Genomic DNA, 24,436 nt, shown 5'->3' with positions numbered 1-24,436 from the left:
GATTAGTCGAATACATGCGTGCATTGATGGATTAAACTTCTTGGATGCAGCATTTACGGCCTGTGGTCAAACGCCTCTATCTTTCTCAAGGAAATGAGCGCAAAACTTGCTAACCAGTACGTTGCTGAATCGAACATCTGGTGGGTGAACAGTGTCATGAATATGAAAAGAAATACTGTTGCCGCGCGCAATCCCTTTTCCGCGAAAAACGTTCCCTTCCACAAGATAAGCAGCAACCATATCCACAACCCGACGCCAAACATTCCATATTCGGCAGCGAGCAGCAGCAACTGGTTATGTGTACTTGCATGCTGTGACCAGAATTGCGTGGCGCCGGCCCCGGCGCCGAAAACGGGATTCTGCAGAAACAGCTCCCAGCCGGCCCGTATGACATCCGCCCGCTCTTCGGAGCTGTCATCGTCAAATTTCATGTCGAAGAAAAAATCTAATCGGGACAAAATATTGCTCGATGCTGCTTCCAGATCCTGACGCGATTGCAGATACGCCTCGACGCTGCCCAACAATGTCAGCCCCAGACCGAATACGGCAAGCGCGGTCATCAGCGCCGATTTCGGCAGCGATCGTTTGAAACTCAGGATCAGCAGTAGTAGTACCCAGGCAATGATCGAGGACCGGGAAAATGTCACGATGACCGCGGCACCGGCCAGGAAGAACAGGGGAACCCGGTAGCGGGCACTGGTCACGGCGCAGCCCATCAGGAAAACCAGGAGGATCGCCTCGCCGGCCATGGTGGGATTGATGAACGTCGCAGCCGCGCGGCCCAGCACCATGCCTTCGGTGTCGAGGGGATAGAAAAACCCTGGCCGCGCAAAATCGACGATGACCGCGCAGGGCACGAGAACCATGAGCACGGCGACCGGATACAGGTAATCGCGGTGCCCGCTGGCATACGCGGCGAAACCGAGGAGTATCGAGAACAGGATGTACTGGATACGCGTCGCAATCAGCGACTGCCTGGCTTCGTTTTGATTATCGATGATATAGGTATCGCCCCAGCCGCCGCCAATGGACAAACTGGTCAGGTGAACGAGATTGAGCACTAAAAACAGGCCGGCCCATACGACGAAAGGCGATGCCAGATAGGCGCTGAAGGATCGCAATTTCAGCAGCACCAGGGGTGCCAGCAGGACGAATATTCCGAAAAAGAAGTATTTCGGCAGCAATTTTGGATTCAGGATATAGATATAGATCGGCAGGTTCGAGAAAATCGCTGCCAGCGCGGCGCCCAAGACCAGGATCTGGTAACGCGCGAAAAAACTTTTCCGGGGGCGTGGCAGCGATGTCGATGGTCGTTTTTTAGCGGAAAAAGAGGCTGGCTGGGCCGAGAGCTTTAACGTCATGGGCCGCACCGTTTTGCTGCTGTCACATTGCCGCCGACTCCCCCGGAGACGGACGACTCTTTTGACAGGCTCCTGAACAGCGCCTCCCACATGCCTGCCACCTTCTCGATCGAGAAGCGCTCTCTCGCCTCATACGCCCTGCCGGCCAGTGTTTCCCTCAGGCTCGCATCGCCCATGACGCGATCCAAAGCCTGGCACAGCCTGGCCGCATCGTGGACAGGGACGAGGAAGCCATCGATTCCGGCGCGGACGATGTCGCGCGGACCTGTGTCACAGTCGTAGCTCACTGCGGGCAATCCATGTGCCAGCGCTTCGGCAAGGGAATTGGGGAAACCTTCGGAGAGTGATGTCATCACATACAGGTCGGCCCGCTCGTACCAGGCACCGACATTACCCGCAATGCCCGGGACAAGAATACGTGTTTCCATACCGTTGTCGCGAATCGCCGCCTCGATCGATGGCCGTTCGGGACCTTCGCCGAGGATGACGAGATCCCAATCCCGGTGTTTGTCCGCCAGTTGCGAAAACGTTCGGATCAGGTCCGGATAATTTTTTACGGCATTCAACCGGCCTACTGCCAGCAGTATCTTTCGGTCAGGCGTACACAGCGTGCTCGGCGATATCACCGGCGGATTGGCGGGCATGGGCCAGACCGCGGCGTTGGGAATGACGGAGACTGGATAGGCCGACGAGTGCGCACTGATCCATTCGGCGCATTCAGTGGTCAACGCGACGACCGCAGACAGCTTTCCATACATTTTGCTGCACAAGGTACGCCAGATACGGCCCAGGGGTGCATGCGGCGGATAGCAGTGCTCGGAGCCGACGGCGCACACGTCGAGCCTGCGGCTGGCAAATGCCAACAGCACGTTGGGCGTGCTCATCATTGAAAGAGCGACCGCCGGGCGGATTTGCCGCAGCACGCGTCTCAGTGCGCGGACACGGCGCACGTTTTGCAGCAGCGCGTCGGCCATATTCCGGCTGGCGCCGGCAAGATCGAGTGAAACGCGCGTGACACGCGGGTCGAGGCGATAAAAATCCTGGCTTACGGAGTCCAGCGTCACGATCGTGACCTCCCACTGTTGCCGGACCCAGAAATTGGCCAACGTGGCGGCGACGCGTTCGGTGCCGCCCCCGGCCAGACTATTCAAGAAGATAAGAATTTTCATTTGATTTGCTCCGTTAGTAGCCCTGAGCCGCCAACGCCCGAGAAAGAACGTCATGACGAGCGCTTCACCGACAGCCAGAAGAGACAAGCGTTCAGCCCGTAGACAACCGTCGATCCCAATGCGACGCCATTGATGCCAAGGTGCGGAACCAGGAGGAGATTGCCGATGATCTTGCCGATGCAACCCAGGACGCCCGACCAGAAAATCAACTTGTAGCGGCGCTGGCTTAGTGCGTAACTGACCAGCACCATGCATGAAAAGTAAAACGGCAACTGCGGCAATCCGAAGCGCAACACTTCGGTGACGATCGCAGTGTCACGGGCCGTGAACTGGCCACGCTCGAACAGCAGCTCGACCGCGAAGGGGGCAAGGGCGACGCTGATCAATACCACGACGATCCCCACCATGAACATCAGGCGCGCCCAATAGGTCGCTACCTCGTGCACATCGCCTCCAGCGCCGGACCTGGTCTGAGAGAAAACCGGCAAGGTGGCGCGCGATACGGCGACCGCGGCCAAGCCGAGGATCAATGCCAGGATACGGTTTGCGTAGCCGAGGGTGGCGATGGCGCCGGTTCCCAGGCCGACTGCATAGAACTGATCGATGATGACGGTCATGCTCATGAGCGCCTGGCCGCCGATCATGATGCCGAAGCCCTGCCAGAACCAGGTCCAATGCGGCGAGACGCGTCGGAAAACCGGTCCTTCCAGTTCGTTGCGCCGTGCCATCGGCAACAGCAGAGCCAGCAAATGACATGCAAAACCGGTAACCGTACCCCATACCAGGGGTTCGATTCCGCCGCTGGGAAACGCCAGGATCGATGCCGCGATGAAAAACGTGGGAATGCTGTCCATGAGCGTATTGACGTGCCGGCCGGCAGACAACATCCACGCAGACTGAAGCGCGACGAGCATTCCCAAGGGCAGCAGCAGGAGCAAGCCAGGTAGTGCCGCTTGCGCAAGTTGAGCCGAATACGCCGGCAGCCCGCTTGCTCCGAGCGCCAGCATGCTGCGAAGTCCCAGCCCGGCGAGCAGTGCCAGTCCCGCGGCTAGCGCGAGGGCAAAGCCGAACAGCTCCGACCGAAAGCGCGGCACGCCGAGCGGGTCGAGCTCGCGCATCTTGACTGCCAGCGGCACGAGCACGGCAGTGAGCACACTGCACCAGATACCGATAGGCCAGGCGATCAAGTTGTAGAGAAAGTGATAGGCGTCGACCTCCGCCGCGATGCCGTAACGGTATGCAACCACCATCTCCTTGGCCGCACTCATCAGTTTTCCAACGAAGGTGAAAATGGCGACCGTCACCATCCCCCTGAAAATCGCCAAATGATGAGGATCGGCGGCCTTGAAGCGTGCTCCCAGTGTGTTCAGTAAGTTCACTTCAGCCTCGTGCCCCATATCGCTGACGCAGTTGCATGCCGAATTTGGCGTCGCCCGGATGAACGGTGACCGCACCCGATGACAGTGCCGAGCCCGTCCAACCAGGCCTGTCTGCTGTAGCTGGCCGCCCCGGCGCCCTAGCCAAGTTGCTCGAGGTACCATGGAATGGTCGCCTCGAGTCCCTCGTAGAGCCGGTAGAGAGGTGCATACCCAAGTTCTCGTATCGCCTTGTCCACGTTGGCTTGGGAGTGCCTGACATCTCCTTTGCGGAATGCCGCGTAGGCGGGTTCCCGCGTAACCGTCACACCGTTCGCTCGCAGGATGGTCCGCAAATAGTCGAAAAGCCGATTCAGGGTAGTGGCGTCGTTGACCGCGACGTTATAGATTTCGCTACAGCCATCCCGCGGACATGTTGCTGCCAGCAAATTGGCCTGCACTGCGTTGTCGACGTAGCAGAAATCCCGGCTCGTATTGCCATCGCCGTTGATCAGCACCTGAGCGTCTGCCAGCATCGCCGCAATCCATTTCGGAATGACTGCGGCATATGCGCCATCCGGATCCTGCCGTTTGCCGAAGACATTGAAGTAACGAAGACCGGCCGATCCGAAGCCATAGCACCGTGCAAAGACCTGGGCATACAGTTCGTTGACATATTTTGTGACTGCATACGGGGACAGCGGATTGCCGATGCACTCCTCGACCTTCGGCAAGCCGGGATGATCTCCATACGTTGAGCTCGATGCTGCATACACGAAGGATTTGACCCGCGCATCCCTGGCGGCGACCAGCATGTTCAGGAACCCGTTGATATTCGAGTCGTTGGTCGCGACGGGATCGTCGATGGATCGGGGCACGGAGCCCAGGGCGGCTTGATGCAGGACGTAATCGACGCCGGCCACCGCCTCCCGGCAGGCAAGGCCATCGCGGACATCGCCGAGGATGAACTTGAATCGCTTCCATTGCGCTGCGCCAACGAGAAGGCGCACCTCTTCCAGGTTATGTTCATGGCCCGTCGAAAAATTATCGAGCCCGACAACTTCCTGGTCCAGCTTGAGCAATGTTTCGAGTAAGTTGGAGCCGATGAATCCAGCGCAGCCTGTCACCAGCCACCTTCCGGGATGACTGCGCAGGTATGCATGCACGCTTTCGATATTGGTCATCAAACCGCTCCTGTCATGTTACCGTTCAAGCCGATACGCCATGGTCACGCATGCGCGACCGGTCAGATCGATCTGCTTCTTTGTTGTGGCCGCAGGCCAAGGACCACGGCCAGGCTGCGGCAGCGGCCCCAGTTGCCTCGGACCAGCCGCATGTAAACCGCGATATACAGCAGCACTTGCAGGAGAACGAGCGCGACTGCCGCGGGAATCGTTCTTGCGAACGAAATGGCAGCAACAGTCGCAATGCCCAGCCATGCCGCGACGAACCAGGCCACACCCGCATTGCGGATCCAGGAATACTTTTTGATACTGATCCGGTGGCAGGCAATCCGCCGATAGAACAGGGAATGGAGATGAAGCCGGTCGGGCGCGCCGACGAAGGCATCGCGCAGCATCCTGCGCCGATACATGCTGAACACCACCTCGATGACTGGATAAGCGTAGATGGCCAGGATCTGCCAGGCGTTGATTTCAGGATTTCGAACGACGGCCAGCACTGCGACTTCTGCGGTCCAGAATCCCATGAAATAGGCGCCGCCATCTCCCATGAACAATCGGCCGGTCGGATAATTCAGGAGCAGGAATCCGAAAGTCGCGCCGATTCCTGCCAGGGCGAGCTGGGTCACCAGAACGTCTCCGGCACTCCAGGTCAGATAGGCGGCGCCGCCCAGGATAATGACGATCGTGGCACCGGCGACGCCATTGAAACCGTCGACGATATTGATCGAGTTCGTGACGCCGACGACAGCGAAGGCCGTGATTGCGAGGGAAATCGGAACCACGGTCAGGATGCCATCGAGCCCCCATACATCGAGCCGCGGCAGATAGGCCTCCAGCAGCCAGGCCGCGAGCAAGGCGCTTGCCAATATCGAACAAAAACGTGTCCGAACGGATACTTTTTTAGTGATATCTTCAATCACCCCGGCCAAAAAAGCAGGCATTGCCGCGACCAGAAGTTTAAACAGGGCGGTTCTGGTCTCCATTTGTACAGTGCTTGGAAAGTATTCGAATTTTGCCAATAAGGGAACACTCAACACGCCGCACATGATGGCAATGCCACCGGTTCTGGATACAACATGCTTATGCACTTTCTGGACGCCCTTGACGTCGAGATCGAAAGAAAAGCGTCCATGCCAGCGCTCGGTAATTACATTGAGCGAACACGCAGCTAGGCTGACCAGCAGTGCCAGGACCAGCGTTTCGAGAAAGGCCGATGTCGCGACTTCCGATAACCCAGACTGATACCACCGATAGAATACTTCCCCGATTTTCATGGTCAGCTCCATTCTTGTCGCGTTGCATCCGCGTTTCCGTTCAGTGCATTTTTATTGCCGTTTCACGACTCCGTCCTTTCGCTGCACGAGCGCTCGATCGTTTTTCCAGCACGTTTTTTTAGGTCCGTATCAAAGGTGATACTGGAAATGCCAAACGCACGTCCACCATGGCCGCGGACCATCCGCGGTGTCGATTACATCGATCGATGTGCAAATGCGATTTACCCAGATGATTTGCCGACCTCCAACAAGCTCGACAGATTTATTACTGTAGCAAAGTCCGCTTACGCATCAGATTCAAAAAATCGATTCTCGACTCGAAATACCTGCGCTTGCATGGACTTTTATAATCAGTTTCATCACAGAAAATTGAACATGCCGAAATAATTTCTTATACAAAATGAATGACCCAAAAACACTGTTCCGTTCGATTTCTTTGTAAGAAATGATTTGGACAGAATATTTCTTGAATCGGTCTGATTGCTGAATCGGCCTTTGGCAATTGGAATAACCGGCGATCACTTGCCGTGGCTAAAAAATGGATGACAGGGATGACGCAGATCGGGTCGTTTTGCAGCGGGGGGTGCGCTGCACGGCGCTGCGGCGCTGTATGTTTCAGGAAGGAAAAGCGCCTATGTGCAAGCGCAGATCAAGTGAGGTGGGAAATAAGGTGAAGCCGATCTCGATCGACGGCACACGCGACACCCTGGGCGGTCTTTCCTACGCGTGTCATGCCGGCCTGGACCGAACCAGGCCAAGATGGGGTGGACGACGGCGCGGTTGGAGTACTCCCCGGAAACGAACGTGTTGTTGGCTGCTGGATCCTGCATTGCTTCCTGTCCGCTTGCAGTGCTTGCACCGTCTCCCGTTCCGCTGCCAAGATTGACGTTTATTTCCGGGCGATCAGTCAGCGCCGCTTGAAGAAGCGCTCGCTGCAGGAATGAAGCGCATTGGCAAACGCTGTCACGGCGGAATCGGCCGCCGGGGGCCGTCCAGCGACGAGGAACAGGCTCGACTGGTAGCTGGCGCCGCCGGCGAGCGGCAAGATGCGCAACTGGTTCTCTTCGAGCCATTGTTTCGTCTGGTAGGCAGGAAGCCAGGCATAGCCGAAACCGTGGCGCATCATGCCCACCGCCCGCTCCGCGCTGCTGACGTTCCAGGGCCGCTCATAGCGCGGCAAGCGGCGGCTCGCTTCGCTCGCGATGTAGTCGTTCGATCCTGAAATTGCGATCTGAAATTGTGTTTTCAGGTCATCGAGGCCAAGGTTTCGCTTCAATGCGAACAAGGGATTATCGGGATGAGCAACGGCGATGTGCTCGATGTCGATCAAGTGCTTGCCGCTGCACCCGACCGGTATGCGGGAGCTGATCGCGAGCTCGACCGTGTAGTCTTGAAGTACGGCCTTGATCTGATCCGGCGCTGCCTCTCGCACGCTCAATCGGATTTTCTGTGGAAACGATGACAGCGTCCGTAGGGCCAGCGTGAGCAACTCGGGCGGAAAACTGGGCTCCATTGCCAGCCGTATTTCCGGTCCCCAGCCTTGCCTGATATTTTCTGCCAGCTCTTCGAGTTCCATGGCATTGCGGACCAGGTCACGCGATCGCTCCAGCAGCACCTTCCCTTCTGCGGTGATGTGTGCCTTGCGTCCTTTCAACTCAAGCAGGGAAACGCCCAATTGTTCCTGGAGTTTGGCAACCGCGTGGCTGACGGTCGATTGCGTGACGTGCAAACTGTCGGCCGCGCTGAAAAATCCGCCGGAGTCGATTACTGCATGGAACATTTTCCACTGCTTGAGACTGATCCTCAGATTGCGCGCGCGCAGTGGAGGAGACTCCAGGCTCATCGATGCACCACTGGCCTCGTGACCGTTCCCCAAGTGCAAGGGGCCTTCCATTGGCTCTGTCATTTTCACTTTGCACACCCGCTGGCAGTATTCGGTTCGACGTCATTTCTGCACACTGCGTCATCATCATGTGTGACGAACCCACAGCTCTGCTCCGTGCACCCATGTTATGCAGTGCAGCTGACCCGGCCACTGAGCATGGTCAAGTGTGACCTTGATGGCCGGCGCAGCGGGCCACGGACGCGCGATGCCGCACCTCTTTTTCTCAGCGAAAACGTTTTGTCTGCGCCCCATCCATCAATCGGTCCGCGGCGCCGGGCGCAGCTGATCTGGAGCAGACCCTGACTGGAAAGCACTCGCTACCGTGGTCGGTGTCGCGCCACGCATCGACGAGGCTTCGCCGTCGTTGACGCTCTTTCTCGGCGCACATTGACCGATGAAAAAAAGGAGATTGCCATGGCAAGGTTCGGAGTCGAAGCGATCCGATACTTCAATCATGCGCGCGCCGCTGGCGTGAGCACGGCGGGAGATCTGACCTACACGTTTAACCGAAGTAACGGTTTCGACGCGAAGCTGCGCTCGGCCGGCCATGCGCGCGCGTTCTACTGGGCCAATACCGACTGCTGGGAAAGCGACATCCGCGATGTCGACCAGGGCGGCGCCGACCGCAGCTGGGTCGACGACGTCGACCTCTACTGGCAGGAGACCCACGGCGGCCATGAAGCCGACGGCCGCGCGCGCATGCTCTACGACGCGCCGCGCACCGAATGGCGCACCTACTCGAACCGCTGGCAACTGGGCGAGGACTGGAACAACGAGTGGGTAATGGCCTATTCGTGCGAGACCGTCAAGCGCGACCGCGTCACGGGCCTGTGGAACATCTTCGCGCGCATGCACATCTATTGCGGTGGATGGGGAACCATGTGGGACGGCATCACGACCGACGAGTGCGGCGAGGACGTTGCCGACAACCTGACCGACGGCGACACGGTCTCCCAGGCCTGGCACAACGGTGTCTCCGACTGGTATGTCGATAACCATCCGATCACTGTCTGCGTCGGCAATGCGGCGACCTGGAACGGCGGGGCCATCCGCTGGGACTTGTCGACGCTGAACCGCGATCACCTGTGGGGACACGGCAACGTCGAAGCGGACCTGGCGCCGGCCCAGCAGGCCTGCATCCTGTGGTACTGGACGGAGGGTTGAACCATGAACGAGCAAACCTTGATCGACAGCCTGGCTGCCGATTGCACAGACTATCCCCATCGCGTCGACGTCCTGGCGTTGCAAGCCTTTACCCGGGACGACGTGCGCGCCCGCGCCAGCCGCTTCCTGTCGCTGATCGAGGAAGTCGACCAGTGCCCGCATGACCGCGCCAATTTCGTCGCCCGCGACGACCGCACCCTGGTGCAACTTGCCGGCGGCGCCCGTGCCGTCGTCTATCACGCTTCCGGCGCCCTGCAATTCCATGCCGGGACCTCGCCATTTACGGCGCCCTTCCAACGTGTCGAGGAACGCGCGGTGCTCACGCGCCTGGTGACTGAAGCGGCGCAGCGCCTGCGCGTGGCCGACTGGGTGGGCGAGAACGGCACCCTGCAATTCGAACGCCTGTTCCAGTCCAAGGGACAGGGCGCGGACCGCCAGGACCGCATCGCCGAGCCGGTGCTGTTCAGGGCCACCGGCGCCTGGCGCCAGGCGATCGGCGGCATCCCGGTGCTCGGCGCGGCCTCGGTCGCGCTGACCCTGTCCGGCGACGGCAGGCTCGACGCGCTGGCGCTGCGGATCCGTCCGGGCGTGGCCGAAAGACTCGACAGCGCCGCCGTCGTGGCCCCTGAAGCGGCCTCGCGCCAGATCGCCGGCCACCTCGCCAGCGTGCTGGGCAACGCCAAGGAACGCATGCCGGACAAGGTGATCGCTTCGCAGACGATGCGCTTCGGTTACCTCGACCTCGGCAAGCGCAAGGCGCAGCGCGTACTGGCGCCGGTCTATCTGGCCCAGATCGTGCTGCGCCACCGCCTCGAGACACAGGGCTACGTGTTCGCCGTGGCGGCCACCGAACGCTCCTACCTCGCGTTGCCGCTGTTCGGCACCGAGACGAGCGCGAACCGTTCGCGTACCGGCAACGTCGGGCCTTGCAAGGACCCGGCGCGCTGACGCGTCCCGCCGGCGTCAGGCGGTGGCGGCGCCATGCTGTTCCTCCACCAGCAGCCTGGCGATCTCGGGCAGGCAGGAGCCGCAATTGCCGCCTGCCTTCAGGCAGGCGGTTACCGCGGCCGGGCTGCGCAAGCCCTGCTTGCGGATCGCCGTGCACATGGTGTTGCGCCCGACCCCGAAGCAGGAGCATACCGTCGGCCCGGGGTCCGGCCCCAGCTGCGGCGCGCGTCCGGCCAGCAGCGTGGCGCGGTCCATGGGCGCCAGCTTCTCCTGCCCGAACAAACCGGCCAGCCACTGGCGCGGCGGCAGCGGGGCCGCCCGGCGCGCCACGAAGACGCAGGCTTCCAGCCTTCCCTCCAGAACATGCGCGGCGCGGTAGACGCCGGCGCCGACGTCGTCGTATTCGATCCAGTCGGCCTGCTCGTCGACGTTCAATACCGTGCGTGCCCATTCGGCATGCGCCGGGCCGCGGCCAGCCAGTTCGTAGCGCACGAAGCCATCGCCCTGTACCCGCGTCCAGTTGGCGACGTCGTGGACCGCCAGCGCCGTCCGGCTCAGCACGAACGCCTGCCACTCCACCACGAACGGCTCGACCCGCACCGGCGTGTGCTTGAACTCGGGCTCGCCCGATACCGGATCGACCACCGGGTTGACCAGGGCGCCGACGCGCGCATCCGACGCCGTCTGGCCGCTCCAGTGGATCGGCGCGAACACGCTGCCGCGCGCGATGCCGCCACCATGCGTCACGCGCGCGACCATTGCACCCCAGCGGCTGGTAAGGCGCGCCAGTTCGCCTTCGCGCACGCCGTACAGCAGGGCGTCGTTCGGGTGCAGGTCGATGAAGGGTTCCGGCGTATGCCCGGCCAGGCGCGCCGACTTGCCGGTGCGCGTCATCGTGTGCCACTGGTCGCGCAGGCGGCCGGTGTTCAGGGCCAGCGGAAACTCGCCGTCGACCGCGTGCACCGGCGCGCGCGGCGCGGTGGCGACAAAGCGTGCGCGCCCGTTCGCATGGGCGAAGCGGCCGTCGGCGAACAGGCGCGGTGTCGGCGTCACCGCACCGTCCGTATCGCGCAGCACGGGCCACTGGATCGGCTCGAGCGCGTCATAGGCCTGGCGGTCCATGCCGGTCATCCCCGACAGGTCGAAGACGCGACGTCCGGCCTCGTGTACACCGTTGCGCCAGCTCGACAGCCGGGCGTGCTCGTCGAAGATCGCCTGCGCGCCCTCGAAATCGAAACCTGTAAAACCCATGCGCCGCGCGACTTCGCACACCGCCCACCAGTCGGCCCGTGCCTCGCCCGGCGCCGGCAGGAAGGCGCGCTGGCGCGAGATGCAGCGTTCGGAATTGGTCACCGTGCCGTCCTTTTCGCCCCAGCCCAGCGCCGGCAGCAACACGTCGGCGTAGGCCGTGGTGTCGGTGGCGCCGACGATGTCGCTGACGACGACCAGCGCGCACTTGTCGAGCGCGCGCCGCACCTGGTCGGCGTCGGGCAGGCTCACCAGCGGATTGGTGGCGATGATCCATACCGCTTTCACGGTGCCCTCTTCCACCGCGCGGAACAGGTCGACCGCTTTCAGGCCGGGTTTGGCCGCGATGCGCGGCGACTCCCAGAAGCTGCGTACGGCCTCGCGCTGGCTTTCCTTGTCGAGGTCCATGTGCGCGGCCAGCATGTTGGCCAGCCCGCCCACTTCGCGCCCGCCCATCGCGTTCGGCTGGCCGGTCAGCGAGAACGGCCCCATGCCGGGACGGCCGATGCGGCCCGTGAGCAGGTGGCAGTTGACGATGGCGTTGACCTTGTCGGTCCCGCTCGATGACTGGTTCACGCCCTGCGAGTACGCGGTGACGACCCTGGACGTGGCGGCGAAGCCCTCGTAAAACGCGAGCAGCTTGCCCTGGTCGATGCGGCAGATGCGCGCGACCTGGGCCGGATCGCTGCAATCGGCGTCGGCGGCCGCCAGCGCCGCATCGAATCCTTCGGTATGGGCCGCCACGTAGGCTGCATCGCCGTGCCCGTGCTTGGCCAGGTAGCTGAGCAAGCCGTTGAACAGCCAGACATCGGTGCCCGGCTTGATCGGCAGGTGCAGGTCGGCCGACTCGCAGGTGGCCGTGCGGCGCGGGTCGATCACGACGACGCGCAGCTGCGGCCGCGCTTCTCGCGCGCGCAGGATGCGCCCGAACAGCGTCGGATGGCACCAGGCCGTGTTCGAGCCGACCAGCACGACCATGTCGGCCAGTTCGAAGTCTTCGTAACACCCCGGCACCAGGTCCTCGCCGAAGGCGCGCTTGTGGCCGGCCACGCTGGACGACATGCACAGGCGCGAATTGGTGTCGATGTTCGCGCTGCCGACATAGCCCTTCATGAACTTGTTGGCGACGTAGTAATCCTCGGTCAGCAGCTGGCCGGAGACGTACAGCGCGACCGCATCCGGGCCGTGCTCGGCGACGATCGAGGCGAAGCCGCCGGCCACGCGGTCCAGGGCCTCGTCCCAGCTTGCGCGGCGCATCGCGCCATGCTCGCGCACGACCGGATGCAGCAGGCGGCCGTCGAGGTCGAGCGTTTCGCCCAGCGCCGCGCCCTTCACGCACAGGCGCCCCCGGTTCGCGCCGTGGGCGGCGTCGCCGGCGATGATCGGGACGGTCCCCGGGCGCACGGTGGCGGTCACGCCGCAGCCGACGCCGCAATATGGACAGGTGGTGCGCACGGTTTGCACAGGCAGAGTCATGTCCATGGAGTTTCCTCTTTCAGGTGGCGGGCGCGCACAGCGCCTCGCCGAACAACAGGCGGTCGCGGAAATTCGAAATGTCGGCGCCGCGCTGGATCAGCTCGAAATACCAGGGGCCGTCGCCGACGTCGCCCACCAGCACGGCGCCGGTGACGCGCGAGCCTTCGAGCACCAGGCGCTTGTAGACGCCGCTGTGACGGTCGCGCAGAACCAGCTCTTCGCTGCCGGCGCCGCCGGCGATGTCCCCGGCCGAGTACAGGTCGATGCCGGTCACTTTCAGTTTGGTCGCCGTGGCGGCCTGGACGTAGCGGCGGTGGCCGGCGCCGGCCAGGTGGGCGGCGCAAACGCGCGCCTGCTCCCATACCGGCGCCACCAGGCCGAAGGTGGCGCGGCGATGCTGGACGCATTCGCCGACCGCGTAGATGCGCGGGTCGTAGGTCTGCAGCGTGTCGTCGACGACGATCGCGCGCTCGCAGTGCAAGCCGGCCGCGCGGCCCAGGGCCACGTTGGGACGCACGCCGGCGGCCATCACGACCAGGTCGGCTTTCAGCTCGCCGCCGTCGGCAAGGCGCACGGCTTCGACCTGTTCGTCGCCCGCGATCTCGCTGGCCTGGGCGTCGAGCACGATGCGCAGGCCAGCGCGTTCGAGCGAGTCTTTCAGCAGGCGGCCGGCCTCCAAGTCGAGCTGCTGGTTCATCAGGCCCGAGGCCACGTGCACGACGGTGACATCCATCCCACGCCGCATCAGGGCGTGCGCCCCTTCCAGCCCGAGCAGGCCGCCGCCGATGACGACCGCGCGCCCGCCGCGGCGTGCCGCCGCGAGCATCGTGTCGACGTCGTGCAGGTCGCGAAAGCCGACCACGCCCGGCAGCGTATTGCCCGGTATCGGCAACATGAAGGGCGTCGAGCCGGTCGCCAGCAGCAGCCGGTCATAAGGCGCTTCCATGCCGGAGCGGGCGACGACGACGCGGCGCTTGCGGTCGATGCGTACCACCGGGTCGCCCGCGTGCAGGGTGATGCCGTGCTCCAGATACCAGGGGCGCGGATGGAGCATGATCTCGTCGACGTTCTTGTCGCCCGCCAGCAGCGGCGAGAGCAGCACGCGGTTGTAGTTCCCATGCGGCTCGGCGCCGAAGACGGTGATGTCGTAGAGCCCAGGATCGAGTTTCAGCAGTTCCTCGACCGTGCGCATGCCGGCCATGCCGTTGCCGACCACGACCAGGCGGGGCCGCGTTCCGGTATCCGTCATACCGCGACCCATACCGTGCCGTTTTCGACCCGCACCGGGAAACTGCTGACCGAATGCGCCGGCGCTTCCAGGCATTCGCCGGTCTGCAGGTCGAAATGGTGCTTGTAGATCGGCGAAGCGACGACGATGCGCCCGCCCAGGCTGCCCACCAGGCCGCGCGAAAGCACGGCCGCATTCGAGTTGGGGTCGTAGTTGTCGATGGCGAAGAGCTGTTCGTCGCCGACGCGGAAGACGGCCACCTGGCGGCCGTTGAGCAAAGCGCACACGCCGGTGTCGGGAACGATTTCGTCGAACGCGCAGACCGCGTTCCAGTTGTGGAGTTGAATATCCCGGTGCATGACATGCTCCTTCAGTTGGCGGCGACGATGGGAATCGTGCGGCGGCGTTCTTCGATGGTGGCGGGACGGACCTGGCCGCGCTCGGCCATGAAGACGACATTGTCGTCCCTGGCTTCGCTGTTGACGAAATGGCGGAAACGCTTGCGCACGTCCGGATCCTCGACCGCGTTCTTCCACTCGCAGGCATAGGTGTCGACCACCGCCTGCATGTCGGCTTCGAGTTCGGCCGCGATGCCGAGCTTGTCGTCGACCACGACCTCTTTCAGGTAGTCCAGGCCGCCCTCGAGGTGCTCGCGCCAGGTGCTGGTGCGCTGCAGGCGGTCGCCCGTGCGCACGTAGAACATCAGGAAACGGTCGACCAGTTTCACCACCGTCGCTTCGTCCAGGTTCGAGGCCAGCAATTCGGCGTGGCGCGGCTTCATGCCGCCGTTGCCGCACACGTAGAGGTTCCAGCCCTTGTCGGTGGCGATCAGGCCGACGTCCTTGCCCTGGGCTTCGGCGCATTCGCGGGTGCAGCCGGAGACGCCGAACTTGACCTTGTGCGGCGTGCGCAGTCCCTTGTAGCGGTGCTCCAGCGCGATGGCGAAGCCGGCGCTGTCGCCCACGCCGTAGCGGCACCAGGTCGAGCCGACGCAGGATTTCACCGTCCGCAGCGACTTGCCGTAGGCGTGGCCCGACTCGAAGCCGGCCGCGATCAGTTCTTCCCAGATCGGCGGCAGCTGGTCCACGCGCGCACCGAACAGATCGACGCGCTGGCCGCCGGTGATCTTGGTGTACAGGCCGTATTTCTTGGCGATCATCCCGACCGCGATCAGGCCGTCGGCCGTGACCTCGCCGCCCGGCATTCGCGGCACCACCGAGTAGGTGCCGTCCTTCTGGATGTTGCCGAGGAAGTAGTCGTTCGAATCCTGCAGGCTCGCGTGCTCCGGCTTCAGGACAAAGTCGTTCCAGGTCGACGCCAGGATATTCGCGGCGACCGGCTTGCAGATGTCGCAGCCCAGGCCCTTGCCGTGGCGCGCCAGCAGTTCGCCGAAGCTCTTGATGCGGCCGACGCGCACCAGGTGATGCAGTTCCTGGCGCGTGTGGTCGAAGTGTTCGCACAGCGCGCGGCTGACGGTGACGCCCTGCCTGGCCAGCTCGCCGTTGAGCACTTGCGTCACCAGCGGGACGCAGCCGCCGCAGGCGGTGCCGGCGGTGGTGCACTTTTTCAGGGCGCCGATGCTGGCCGCCCCCTCCCGCACGGCCGCGCACAAGGCGCCTTTCGAGATGTCGTTGCAGGAGCAGATCTGGGCCGAATCGGGCAGCGCCTCGACGCCGAGGCCGCGCTTCGGTGCGCCGCCGGCTTGCGGCAGGATCAAGCTTTCCGGCGCTTCCGGCAATTCGATGCCGTTCAGGGCCATCTGCAGGAGCGTGCCGTATTCGGCCGCGTCGCCCACCAGCACCGCGCCCAGCAGGCGCTTTCCGCAGTCGCTGACGACCAGTTTCTTGTAGGTCTGGCGCCGCTCGTCGAGGTACTGGACGCTGCGGCTGCCCGGCGTCGCCCCATGGGCGTCGCCGATGCTGGCCACGTCCACGCCCATCAGCTTGAGCTTGGTGCTCAGGTCCGCGCCGGCAAAACCGCCCGGTGCGCCCAGCACATGGCGCGCGGCGGTGCGCGCCATGTCGTAGCCGGGCGCCACCAGGCCGAACAGCTGGCCGCGCCAGTTCGCGCATTCGCCGACGGCGTAGATGTGCGGGTCGGAAGTGAGGCAGTCGTCGTCGATGGCGACGCCGCCGCGCGGACCGAGGGTCAGCGCGCATGCGCGGGCCAGCTCGTCGCGCGGGCGGATGCCGGCCGAGAAGACGATCATGTCGGTGTCGAGATGGCTGCCGTCGGCGAATTCCATCCGGTGCCGGCCCTCTTCGCCGTCGACGATGGCGAGCGTGTTCTTGCCGGTGTGGACGGTCACGCCCAGCTCCTCGATCCGGCGGCGCAGCACGCCGGCGCCGGAATCGTCCACCTGGACCGCCATCAGGCGCGGCGCGAATTCGACGACATGCGCTTCCAGGCCCAGGTCGCGCAGCGCCTTGGCGCATTCCAGGCCCAGCAGGCCGCCGCCGACCACGACGCCGGTGCGCGCGCGGGCGCCGCATTCGCGCATCGCTTCCAGGTCTTCGATGGTGCGGTAGACGAAGCAGTCGGCGCGCTCGCGGCCCGGCACCGGCGGCACGAAAGGGGAAGAACCGGTGGCCAGCACCAGCTTGTCGTACGAGAGAACTTCGCCGTCGGCCAGGGTGACGCGGCGCGCGCCGCGATCGATGGCGACCGCTTTCGCATTCAGTTTCAGCGTCAGGTTGCCGCGCTCGAAGAAGCCGGGAGCGACCAGCGACAGGTCTTGCGCTGTTTTCCCGGCGAAGAATTCGGACAGGTGCACCCGGTCGTAGGCAGGACGCGGCTCTTCGCCGAGCACGGTGATGTGCAGGTGAGGCGCCGCGCTGGCGAGCGACTCGACGAATTTGTGGCCGACCATGCCGTGGCCGATGACGATGATGTTCATGCCGCTCTCCTTATGCACGCGCCGCGGCGGAATCGGCAGCGGCGGCGGTACTGCTGAAACGGGCGCCGAGTGCGCACAGGCTGGCGACGACGACCAGGCCGCCGAGGATCATCAGGGTCTGGCGCACGTCGCCGGTCCCCTTCATGAGGAAGCCGGCCAGCACCGCGCCGACGTTGCCGCCGGCGCCGACGATGCCCGCCACGCCGCCCAGGGCGCCCGGCGCCACGAACGGCACCAGCGCGTAGGTGGCGCCGCAGGCCATGTGGGTGAACAGGCCGAAGATCAGCATGGCGATCAGTGCGAAGGCGACGCCGTCCGCATTCGCGAACCAGAGCAGGCCCAGGCCCTCGCCGACCATCAGCACGAACAGCACCGTGACGCGGCTGTTGAGGTCGCCGCCTGCGCGCGCGGCGCTGCGGTCCGACAGCCAGCCGCCCAGGGCGCGGGCGAACAGCGCCAGCAGGCCGAAGCTGCCGGCCGCCATGCCGGCCGCGCCCAGCGACAGGCCGTAGTGTTCGACGTAATAGATGGCGGCGATGTTGTGGATGAAGATCTCGATGCCGAAGCAGGCGCCATAGGTGACGAACAGGAGCCAGGCGCGGTGGTTGCGGCAGGCCGCCTTGAAGCTGGCCATGCCGCCCTTGCCGCCACCCTCGAACGGGATGCCGGCCGCGCGCAGCTCGCTGAAGTTACCGCTCGGGCAGTCCTGGGTATAACGCCAGTAAACGCAGGCCATGACCAGCATCGCCACGCCCGGCACGATCAAGGCGACGCGCCAGCCCAGCGTTTCGCTCACGCCCGCCATGACGAGGGCGCCCAGCAGCAGCGGCATGGCCGCCTGCGCCGCGCCGCCCCCGGCATTGCCCCAGCCGGCGGCGGCCGCGTTGGCGGTGCCGACGACCCTGGACGAGAACATCACCGAGGTGTGGTACTGGGTGATGACGAAGCTGGCGCCGACCGCGCCGATCCCGAGGCGAAACAGGAGAAAGCTTTCGTAGCTCTGCGCAAAGGCGACGCCGAGCACGGGAATGGCGCCCAAGCCCAGCAGCGCCGTGTAGGTCTTGCGCGGCCCGTAGCGGTCGCACATCGGGCCGACGATCAGGCGCACCAGGATCGTGATGGCGACGGCGGCGATATTGATGTTGGCGATCTGCGCCACCGACAGGCCGAACTCGCCCTTGATGACCGGCATCAGCGGCGCGCAGGCGAACCAGGCGAAGAAGCAGATGAAGAAGGCGACCCAGGTCAGGTGGAACGCCCGCATCTGCGGCGTATGGAAGTCGGTGAGTGTGATGCTGCTTGCTTTGCTGGCCATGGTATCCCTCGTTCTTGGAAAACAAAACGGCGTCCGCGTCCCGAGGTGGTCACCCAGGGAGGCGGACGCCGTTGTCCGAAAGGCCGGTCCAGCATTGGACCAACATTGTTTTTTACTGAAGGGATCGTCGTTGATCCTGCCCCCAGTGATTGCAAGAGCCGTGCCAGTGGCGCTGCGGGGCCGCTGGCGGGAGAGTTGCCCGGGAGGCGCCACATTGCAGTGCACAATGCGCTGGAATGATGCGGCAGGCCGCACTGCATTGGCCGGCGCATCAGCCCGCGCGTTGCAGGCCGCGCGGGATCGCGCCGATGTATCGCGGACGATCCCGCCTGCGCACTGTGCGCACCGTCGGCGCCGGTCGCCACCGGGCCTGTCATGCGGCTCCTTCTGCCGCGCCTAGCCCAGCAAGTCCTCGACGTCGAGGATGCGCTGCGCGACCTCGGCCAGTCTCATGTTCTTGTTCATCGCCAGGCTGCGCAGGCGGCCGTAGGCTTCCTCTTCGAGCAGGCCGTGGCGTTTCATCAGCACGCCCTTGGCGCGCTCGATCACCTTGCGCTCGGCCAGCATGCGGCGCGTGTCGGCCAGTTCGCCCAGCAGCTTCTGCTCGTGCTTGAAGCGCGCCAGCGCCACGTCGAGCACGGGACGCACACGCTCGGCGCGCAGGCCCGCCACGACATAGGCCGACACGCCCGCCGCCACCGCCGCTTCCATCGTCGCGGCGCTGTCGTCCTCGGTGAAGAGCACGATCGGGCGCCGCGTCCCGCGGGTCGCGCTCACGATGTGCTCGAGCACGTCGCGCGCGTCGGACTCGCTGTCGATGATGATCAGGTCCGGCTGGAACTGGGCGATGCGCTCGGCCAGGAAGATGTCCGGAGGAAGCGAGGCGACGAGCTCATGGCCGGACTCGAGCAGGCCGGCGCGCAACGCCGCGCTACGGCAGGCCCGGGCGGCCAGGGCAGCGTCGCCGGCCCGCTTGTCGCCGCCGGTGACGACGACGATGCGCAGGCTGGAAGATGGATCGGCTCGTGTCATGCACTGCAACATGCAAGAAACAGGCCATGGATGCGGGCAGCGTCGGCGGCGGGAGCCTGGATTCTTGTATCAATATCCCTGTTGCATGACGGCTGCGCTAGAATGCAAGCGCATTTTTATCGCCAGAAAAACCTTCCCTCTCACCCAGTTCACCTCGACGATGCGACTTCCTGCACTGACCTTCCTTGCTGCTGCGCTGTGTGCGCTCCTGGCGCTCCCGGCCCTGGCAGCGCCCACGCCCATTACCCTCGACCAGGCCATGGCCCATCCGGACTGGATCGGCAATCCGGCGGAAGCGGCATGGTGGGGGTGGAACGGCAAGGATGTGTACTTCATGCAAAAGCGTCCCGGCTCGCAACTGCGCGACACCTTTATCGCCGCCGAGGGCGGTCCGCGGCGCGTGGCCGATACCGAGCTGTCCAGGCTCGACAGCCCGACCGTGGTCTATGACCGCGCACGCAAACGCACCATCATGGTGCGCAATGGCGACCTGTTCGAGCGCGACCTGAAAAGCGGCACACTGGTCCAGGTCACGCGCGGGGTGAAAGCCGAGGATCCGCAATTCTCCAGCGACGAGCGCGCGGTGCAGTTCCGCGTCGGCCACGACTGGTTCAGCTGGGACCGCGCCAGCCGCCTGCAAGCCCCCATCGCCCTGCCGCGCGCGGCCAAGGACCCGGCGGTCCAGGACCCGGACGCGCTGCGCGACATGCAGCTGCGCCTGATCACGACCTTGAAGCGCGCCAGGGACGACCGCGACGCCGCCAGAGCCCGCGCCGAGGAGGAGCGCCGCTTCGACGCCACGCGCGCGCCGGGTCCGCTCTACCTGGGCGACAAGGTCGCGATCGAAGGCAGCGCCCTGTCGCCGGACGGACGCTGGCTGGTGGTCGTCACCGCCGCCAAGGATGCCGCGAAGGGCCGGGTCGGCAAGATGCCGCGCTACGTGACCGAATCGGGCTACGAGGAGATGGACGACCAGCGCACCCGCGTCGGGCGTGCCAACCCGGCGCCGCACGCCCTGAAACTGATCGACCTGGCTTCCAGCCGCGTGCAGGACCTGTCCTTCGACACCCTGCCCGGCATCGCCGTCGACCCCTTGGCCAAGCTGCGCCTCGAGGCCAGGCTCGATCCCTTGAAGGGCAACCGCCCGCTGCGCATCGCCGACGGCGCCGACGCGGTGCGCTGGAGCCTGGACGGCAAGCAGGCCGCCGTCATGCTGCGCGCGGTCGACAACAAGGACCGCTGGATCGCCGCCATCGACCTGGCAGCGGCGAAGCTGCAGCCGCGGCACCGCCTCTCGGACGAAGCCTGGGTCAACTTCGACAACAGCGACTTCGGCTGGCTGCCCGACAACCGCACGCTCTGGTACGTGTCGGAGGAAAGCGGCTACGCGCACCTGTACACGCAAGGCCCGGACGGCCGCGCGCGCGCGCTCACGGGCGGCAAATGGGAAGCCGGCGACATCCAGTGGAGCTTCGACGGCGGCACCGCCTACATGCTCTGCAACCGCAAGAACCCGGGCATCTACGAGGTGTGCGCCGTGAACGCGCAGGATGGCGCCACGCGCGAAGTGACGAGCCTGGAAGGCGTCGAGCGCTTCGCGCTGTCGCCGGACAGCCGCAAGCTGCTGGTGCATTACTCGTCGAGCTACATGCCGGCCCAGCTGGCCACCGTGCCCGTCTCCGGCGGCACCGCCGTCAAGCTGACCGATACCCGCAATGCCGAGTACAAGGCGCGCGAATGGATCGAGCCCGAATACGTGGCCGTGCCGTCGAGCGACGGCGGCGATCCGGTCTGGTCCAAGCTGTACCGCCCCGCGAAAATGGAGCCGGGTAAAAAATACCCGGTCGTGATGTTCGTGCACGGCGCCGGCTACCTGCAGAACACGACCAGGCGCTTCCCGGTCTACTTCCGCGAGCAGATGTTCCACAACCTGCTGGTCGAGAAGGGTTATGTCGTGCTCGACATGGACTACCGCGCCTCGAAAGGCTACGGCCGCAACTGGCGCACCGCGATCTACCGCCAGATGGGCCACCCGGAACTGGTGGACTACCAGGACGGCGTGAAGTACATGGTGGCCAATCACCAGGGCGATGCGGCCAACGTCGGCATCTACGGCGGCAGCTATGGCGGCTTCATGACCTTCATGGCCCTGATGCGCGCGCCGGAAGTGTTCAAGTCCGGCGCGGCCCTGCGCCCGGTCACCGACTGGACCACCTACAACCACGATTACACGGCCAACATCCTGAACACGCCCGACCTCGATCCGCGCGCCTACAAGATCTCGTCGCCGATCGAGTACGCCGACAAGCTGCAGGGGAACCTGCTGATCGCGCACGGCATGGTGGACGACAATGTCTTCTACCAGGATTCGGTGCGCATGGCGCAGCGCCTGATCGAACTGAAGAAGGATAACTGGGAGCTGGCGAGCTACCCGCTCGAACGCCACGCCTATACCCAGCCGGAAAGCTGGTTCGACCAGTACCGCCGCATCTACAAGCTGTTCGAGCGCACGCTCAAGCAGTAGTTGGCGCACCCGCCGCGGACAAGCGGGCGCCCCGCGGGGCGCCTTTTGTTTTACTGTTCAGTCTCTTTTCGTTTTCCATCGGTCCTCATGACTCCTGCGCGCCCGCCGTTTCGTCTCTGCCTTGCCAGCTTGCTGAGCGCCCTCGCCTGCGGCGTCCACGCCCACGAACCCCAGCCGGACTTCGTCGGCCTGCCCAGCACCGGCAGGCTCGATGCCAGCCGCGTCCTGGAATCGCGCCATGGCGCAAACGCGCCGCAGGAAGACGACAAGGCCGCGCACAAGGAGCCGGCGGACAAGGCACGCCCGCGCAAGGACGCGGCCAAGCACGCACCCGAGCGCGAACGGCCCGAGGCGCCCGCACCCGCGCGGGCCTTCGCCATTCCCGCCGGCGGCATTACCGGCGTGGTCGTCCAGGGCACCGGGCGTGCCGACCAGTCGGACGTCCCGCTGAGCTTCGGCCAGGTGTTCGCGCCGGGCGACCTGCCGCGCGGCGCCGGCCTCGCCGGCAAGCTGGCCGACGGCACCCTGTTGCCGCTGCAGCTCGACGTCAAGGCAAGCCACCCGGACGGCTCGGTGCGCCACGCCGTCGTCTCGGCGATCCTGCCGCGCCTCGGGGCCGGCAAGGAGCTCGGCCTGGCGCTGGTCAAGAGCGCAAGGAAGACCGACAAGGCGGACAACGCCGACGCTGCCAAGCCTGGCAGCGCGCCCGACACGGTGGTAACGGTCGTCGTCGACGGCGAGCGCTTCAGCGCCTCGAGCGCGGCCCTGCTCAAGGCGCGCAAGGCGCAGGTCTGGCTCCAGGGCCCCATCGTGACCGAACTGCAGGTGGCCGCGCCGCTGGTCGACGCGCAGGGCGAGGAGCACCCGCACCTGGCGGCGCGCTTCGCAGTCCGCACCTATGGCGGGGCCAGGCAGGCGCGGGTCGACGTCGTCGTTGAGAACAACTGGGCCTACGAACCCGACCCGCGCAACATCACCTACGATGTGACGATCGCGGCCGGCGGCAAGCAGGTCTATGCCAGGCAGGGCCTGACCCACCTGCACCATGCGCGCTGGCGCGCCCTGGCCTGGACGGGCGAGGCGCCGGCGCTGCACCTGCGCCACGACACCGCTTACCTGATCGGCTCGCGCGCGCTGCCGAACTACGACCGCTCGGTCGTCGTGCACGACGCCGCGCTGGCCGCGCTGGCGGCGAAATGGAACGGCGCGAACACCGAACCGATGGGCGTCGGCCTGGCCGCGCGCACGATGCCCGGCCCCGGCGGGCGTCCCGATATCGGCCTGCTGCCCGGCTGGGCCGCCGCATACCTGCTCAGCATGGACGCACGCGCCAAGCAGGTCACGCTCGGCACGGCGGACCTGGCCGGCAGCTGGCCGATCCATTACCGCGACAAGCAGACCGGCCTGCCGGTCAGCCTGATCGATTATCCCTACATGACCATCCTCGGCCGGCCGGGCGACACGCGCAACCGCAAGAGCGGCAAGTCCGAGGCCTTCCCGCGCTGCCCGAAGAGCGCATGCAAGTCACCGAATACACCGGACAGTTCGCACCAGCCGGGATTGGCCTACCTTCCCTACCTCGTCACCGGCGACCATTACTACCTGGAAGAGCTGCAGTTCTGGGCCATGCACAATGTCTTCGAGTCGAATCCGGGCTACCGCAAGAATATCCAGGGCCTGTTCGCGCCGGGCCAGGTGCGCGGCCAGGCCTGGAACCTGCGCACGCTCGGCCAGGCCGCCTACATCACGCCCGACAGCCACCCGCTCAAACGCCACTTCGCCACCATCCTCGACAGCAACCTGGCCTGGTACAACGCCGCCTACAGCCACAACCCGGACGCCAACAAGCTGGGCATCATCGCCCACGGCTATGCGGTCGTGTACAAGGGCAAGACCGCGGTCGCGCCCTGGCAGGACGACTTCTTCACCGCCGCCGTCGGCCACCTGGCCGAACTGGGCTTCAAGGACGCCGAGCCGCTGCTCAAGTGGAAGGCGCGTTTTCCGGTGCAACGCATGGTGGGCGAGGGGGCGTGCTGGATAGCGGGAGCGAACTATACCTACGCTGTGCGGGCGGCCCCGAACGCTCCCTATTTCGAGTCCATCGCGGATGCGTACGCGGCGACGGTCGGCCCGGAGCTGGCCGCACTGCCCTGTGCCAGCGACCAGCTGGCGGCTGGCCTGAAGCGCAAACCGGGCGACATGGGCGGCTACGCGGCAGAGCCGACCGGCTTCCCGTCGAACATGCAGCCGGCGCTGGCCTACGCCGCCAGCGTCGGCGGCGAAGCGGGCCGCAAGGCGTGGGCGCTGTTCAAGGCGCGCAGCGTGCAGCCCGATTACGGCAAGAGTCCGCAGTTCGCGATCGTGCCGCGCTGAAGGG

16 protein-coding genes are annotated in these 24,436 nt (G+C 64.8%); 4 read left to right on the top strand and 12 right to left on the bottom strand.

The genetic code is table 11. The features are described from left to right. Window positions 1-53: 53 nt before the first annotated feature. The 6 genes from ACFPOU_RS01720 to ACFPOU_RS01695 all read right to left on the bottom strand — a co-directional run bounded on the left by ACFPOU_RS01720 (window position 54) and on the right by ACFPOU_RS01695 (window position 8,237). Window positions 54-1,361, bottom strand: coding sequence for an O-antigen ligase family protein (locus ACFPOU_RS01720; RefSeq protein ID WP_379716248.1), 1,308 nt, complete (start codon window positions 1,359-1,361; stop codon window positions 54-56). Next, a complete protein-coding gene (locus ACFPOU_RS01715; RefSeq protein WP_379716246.1) occupies window positions 1,358-2,530 on the bottom strand; it encodes a glycosyltransferase family 4 protein in 1,173 nt (390 codons plus the stop codon). The genes ACFPOU_RS01720 and ACFPOU_RS01715 overlap by 4 nt, the downstream gene beginning before the upstream one ends. 50 nt (window positions 2,531-2,580) lie before the next feature. Then, window positions 2,581-3,909, bottom strand: coding sequence for a lipid II flippase MurJ (locus ACFPOU_RS01710; RefSeq protein ID WP_379716243.1), 1,329 nt, complete (start codon window positions 3,907-3,909; stop codon window positions 2,581-2,583). Between the two features lie 137 nt (window positions 3,910-4,046). After that, window positions 4,047-5,069: an SDR family oxidoreductase gene (locus tag ACFPOU_RS01705; RefSeq protein WP_379716240.1), complete on the bottom strand. Its 1,023-nt coding sequence runs from the start codon at window positions 5,067-5,069 to the stop codon at window positions 4,047-4,049. 62 nt (window positions 5,070-5,131) lie between these two features. Then, the gene (locus ACFPOU_RS01700; protein ID WP_379716237.1) at window positions 5,132-6,343 is read right to left on the bottom strand and encodes an MraY family glycosyltransferase; all 1,212 of its coding nucleotides are present in this window, start codon (window positions 6,341-6,343) and stop codon (window positions 5,132-5,134) included. 907 nt (window positions 6,344-7,250) lie between these two features. Then, window positions 7,251-8,237, bottom strand: coding sequence for a LysR family transcriptional regulator (locus tag ACFPOU_RS01695; protein WP_379716234.1), 987 nt, complete (start codon window positions 8,235-8,237; stop codon window positions 7,251-7,253). A gap of 405 nt (window positions 8,238-8,642) precedes the next feature. On the opposite strand from ACFPOU_RS01695, the gene ACFPOU_RS01690 reads away from it, so the two are divergent. Further along, window positions 8,643-9,392: a DUF6345 domain-containing protein gene (locus tag ACFPOU_RS01690; protein WP_379716231.1), complete on the top strand. Its 750-nt coding sequence runs from the start codon at window positions 8,643-8,645 to the stop codon at window positions 9,390-9,392. Between the two features lie 3 nt (window positions 9,393-9,395). After that, a complete protein-coding gene (locus tag ACFPOU_RS01685; protein WP_379716228.1) occupies window positions 9,396-10,340 on the top strand; it encodes a hypothetical protein in 945 nt (314 codons plus the stop codon). 15 nt (window positions 10,341-10,355) lie between these two features. Here ACFPOU_RS01685 and ACFPOU_RS01680 read toward each other — a convergent pair whose 3' ends face one another. From ACFPOU_RS01680 to ACFPOU_RS01655, 6 genes are all read right to left on the bottom strand, one after another. Continuing rightward, the gene (locus tag ACFPOU_RS01680) at window positions 10,356-13,070 is read right to left on the bottom strand and encodes a molybdopterin-dependent oxidoreductase (RefSeq protein ID WP_379716225.1); all 2,715 of its coding nucleotides are present in this window, start codon (window positions 13,068-13,070) and stop codon (window positions 10,356-10,358) included. A 13-nt stretch (window positions 13,071-13,083) separates the two neighbouring features. Continuing rightward, a complete protein-coding gene (locus ACFPOU_RS01675; RefSeq protein ID WP_379716222.1) occupies window positions 13,084-14,313 on the bottom strand; it encodes an NAD(P)/FAD-dependent oxidoreductase in 1,230 nt (409 codons plus the stop codon). Continuing rightward, complete coding sequence (gene nirD / locus ACFPOU_RS01670; protein WP_379716219.1) at window positions 14,310-14,651, bottom strand: nitrite reductase small subunit NirD; 342 nt, start codon at window positions 14,649-14,651, stop codon at window positions 14,310-14,312. Before nirD ends, ACFPOU_RS01675 begins: the two co-directional genes overlap by 4 nt. Before the next feature lie 11 nt (window positions 14,652-14,662). Further along, window positions 14,663-17,188, bottom strand: a complete 2,526-nt coding sequence (nirB, locus tag ACFPOU_RS01665; RefSeq protein WP_379716216.1) for a nitrite reductase large subunit NirB — start codon at window positions 17,186-17,188, stop codon at window positions 14,663-14,665. Between the two features lie 10 nt (window positions 17,189-17,198). Beyond that, the gene (locus ACFPOU_RS01660) at window positions 17,199-18,503 is read right to left on the bottom strand and encodes an MFS transporter (RefSeq protein ID WP_379716213.1); all 1,305 of its coding nucleotides are present in this window, start codon (window positions 18,501-18,503) and stop codon (window positions 17,199-17,201) included. A gap of 396 nt (window positions 18,504-18,899) precedes the next feature. Next, window positions 18,900-19,535: an ANTAR domain-containing response regulator gene (locus ACFPOU_RS01655; protein ID WP_379716210.1), complete on the bottom strand. Its 636-nt coding sequence runs from the start codon at window positions 19,533-19,535 to the stop codon at window positions 18,900-18,902. 160 nt (window positions 19,536-19,695) lie between these two features. On the opposite strand from ACFPOU_RS01655, the gene ACFPOU_RS01650 reads away from it, so the two are divergent. Further along, window positions 19,696-22,059 (top strand): S9 family peptidase, encoded by a 2,364-nt coding sequence (locus ACFPOU_RS01650; RefSeq protein WP_379716207.1) that lies wholly within the window; start codon window positions 19,696-19,698, stop codon window positions 22,057-22,059. 129 nt (window positions 22,060-22,188) lie between these two features. After that, window positions 22,189-24,432 carry a hypothetical protein gene (locus ACFPOU_RS01645; RefSeq protein ID WP_379716204.1) on the top strand — a complete coding sequence of 748 codons (2,244 nt, stop codon included), beginning with the start codon at window positions 22,189-22,191 and terminating at the stop codon, window positions 24,430-24,432. Window positions 24,433-24,436: the final 4 nt, after the last annotated feature.

Source organism: Massilia jejuensis, from assembly GCF_042656795.1.
Classification (GTDB): domain Bacteria; phylum Pseudomonadota; class Gammaproteobacteria; order Burkholderiales; family Burkholderiaceae_D; genus Telluria; species Telluria jejuensis.
Note: the sequence above shows the minus strand (reverse complement) of the source record. Positions and strands in the feature narration are given on the sequence as shown.

What these genes read in the sequence shown, in the direction of transcription:
- ACFPOU_RS01720 (WP_379716248.1), bottom strand. Translation starts at nt 1,361, where the DNA reads ATGACGTTAAAGCTCTCGGCCCAGCCAGCCTCTTTTTCCGCTAAAAAA.
- ACFPOU_RS01715 (WP_379716246.1), bottom strand. Translation starts at nt 2,530, where the DNA reads ATGAAAATTCTTATCTTCTTGAATAGTCTGGCCGGGGGCGGCACCGAA.
- ACFPOU_RS01705 (WP_379716240.1), bottom strand. Translation starts at nt 5,069, where the DNA reads ATGACCAATATCGAAAGCGTGCATGCATACCTGCGCAGTCATCCCGGA.
- ACFPOU_RS01700 (WP_379716237.1), bottom strand. Translation starts at nt 6,343, where the DNA reads ATGAAAATCGGGGAAGTATTCTATCGGTGGTATCAGTCTGGGTTATCG.
- ACFPOU_RS01695 (WP_379716234.1), bottom strand. Translation starts at nt 8,237, where the DNA reads ATGGAAGGCCCCTTGCACTTGGGGAACGGTCACGAGGCCAGTGGTGCA.
- ACFPOU_RS01690 (WP_379716231.1), top strand. Translation starts at nt 8,643, where the DNA reads ATGGCAAGGTTCGGAGTCGAAGCGATCCGATACTTCAATCATGCGCGC.
- ACFPOU_RS01685 (WP_379716228.1), top strand. Translation starts at nt 9,396, where the DNA reads ATGAACGAGCAAACCTTGATCGACAGCCTGGCTGCCGATTGCACAGAC.
- ACFPOU_RS01680 (WP_379716225.1), bottom strand. Translation starts at nt 13,070, where the DNA reads ATGGACATGACTCTGCCTGTGCAAACCGTGCGCACCACCTGTCCATAT.
- ACFPOU_RS01675 (WP_379716222.1), bottom strand. Translation starts at nt 14,313, where the DNA reads ATGACGGATACCGGAACGCGGCCCCGCCTGGTCGTGGTCGGCAACGGC.
- nirD (WP_379716219.1), bottom strand. Translation starts at nt 14,651, where the DNA reads ATGCACCGGGATATTCAACTCCACAACTGGAACGCGGTCTGCGCGTTC.
- nirB (WP_379716216.1), bottom strand. Translation starts at nt 17,188, where the DNA reads ATGAACATCATCGTCATCGGCCACGGCATGGTCGGCCACAAATTCGTC.
- ACFPOU_RS01660 (WP_379716213.1), bottom strand. Translation starts at nt 18,503, where the DNA reads ATGGCCAGCAAAGCAAGCAGCATCACACTCACCGACTTCCATACGCCG.
- ACFPOU_RS01655 (WP_379716210.1), bottom strand. Translation starts at nt 19,535, where the DNA reads ATGACACGAGCCGATCCATCTTCCAGCCTGCGCATCGTCGTCGTCACC.
- ACFPOU_RS01650 (WP_379716207.1), top strand. Translation starts at nt 19,696, where the DNA reads ATGCGACTTCCTGCACTGACCTTCCTTGCTGCTGCGCTGTGTGCGCTC.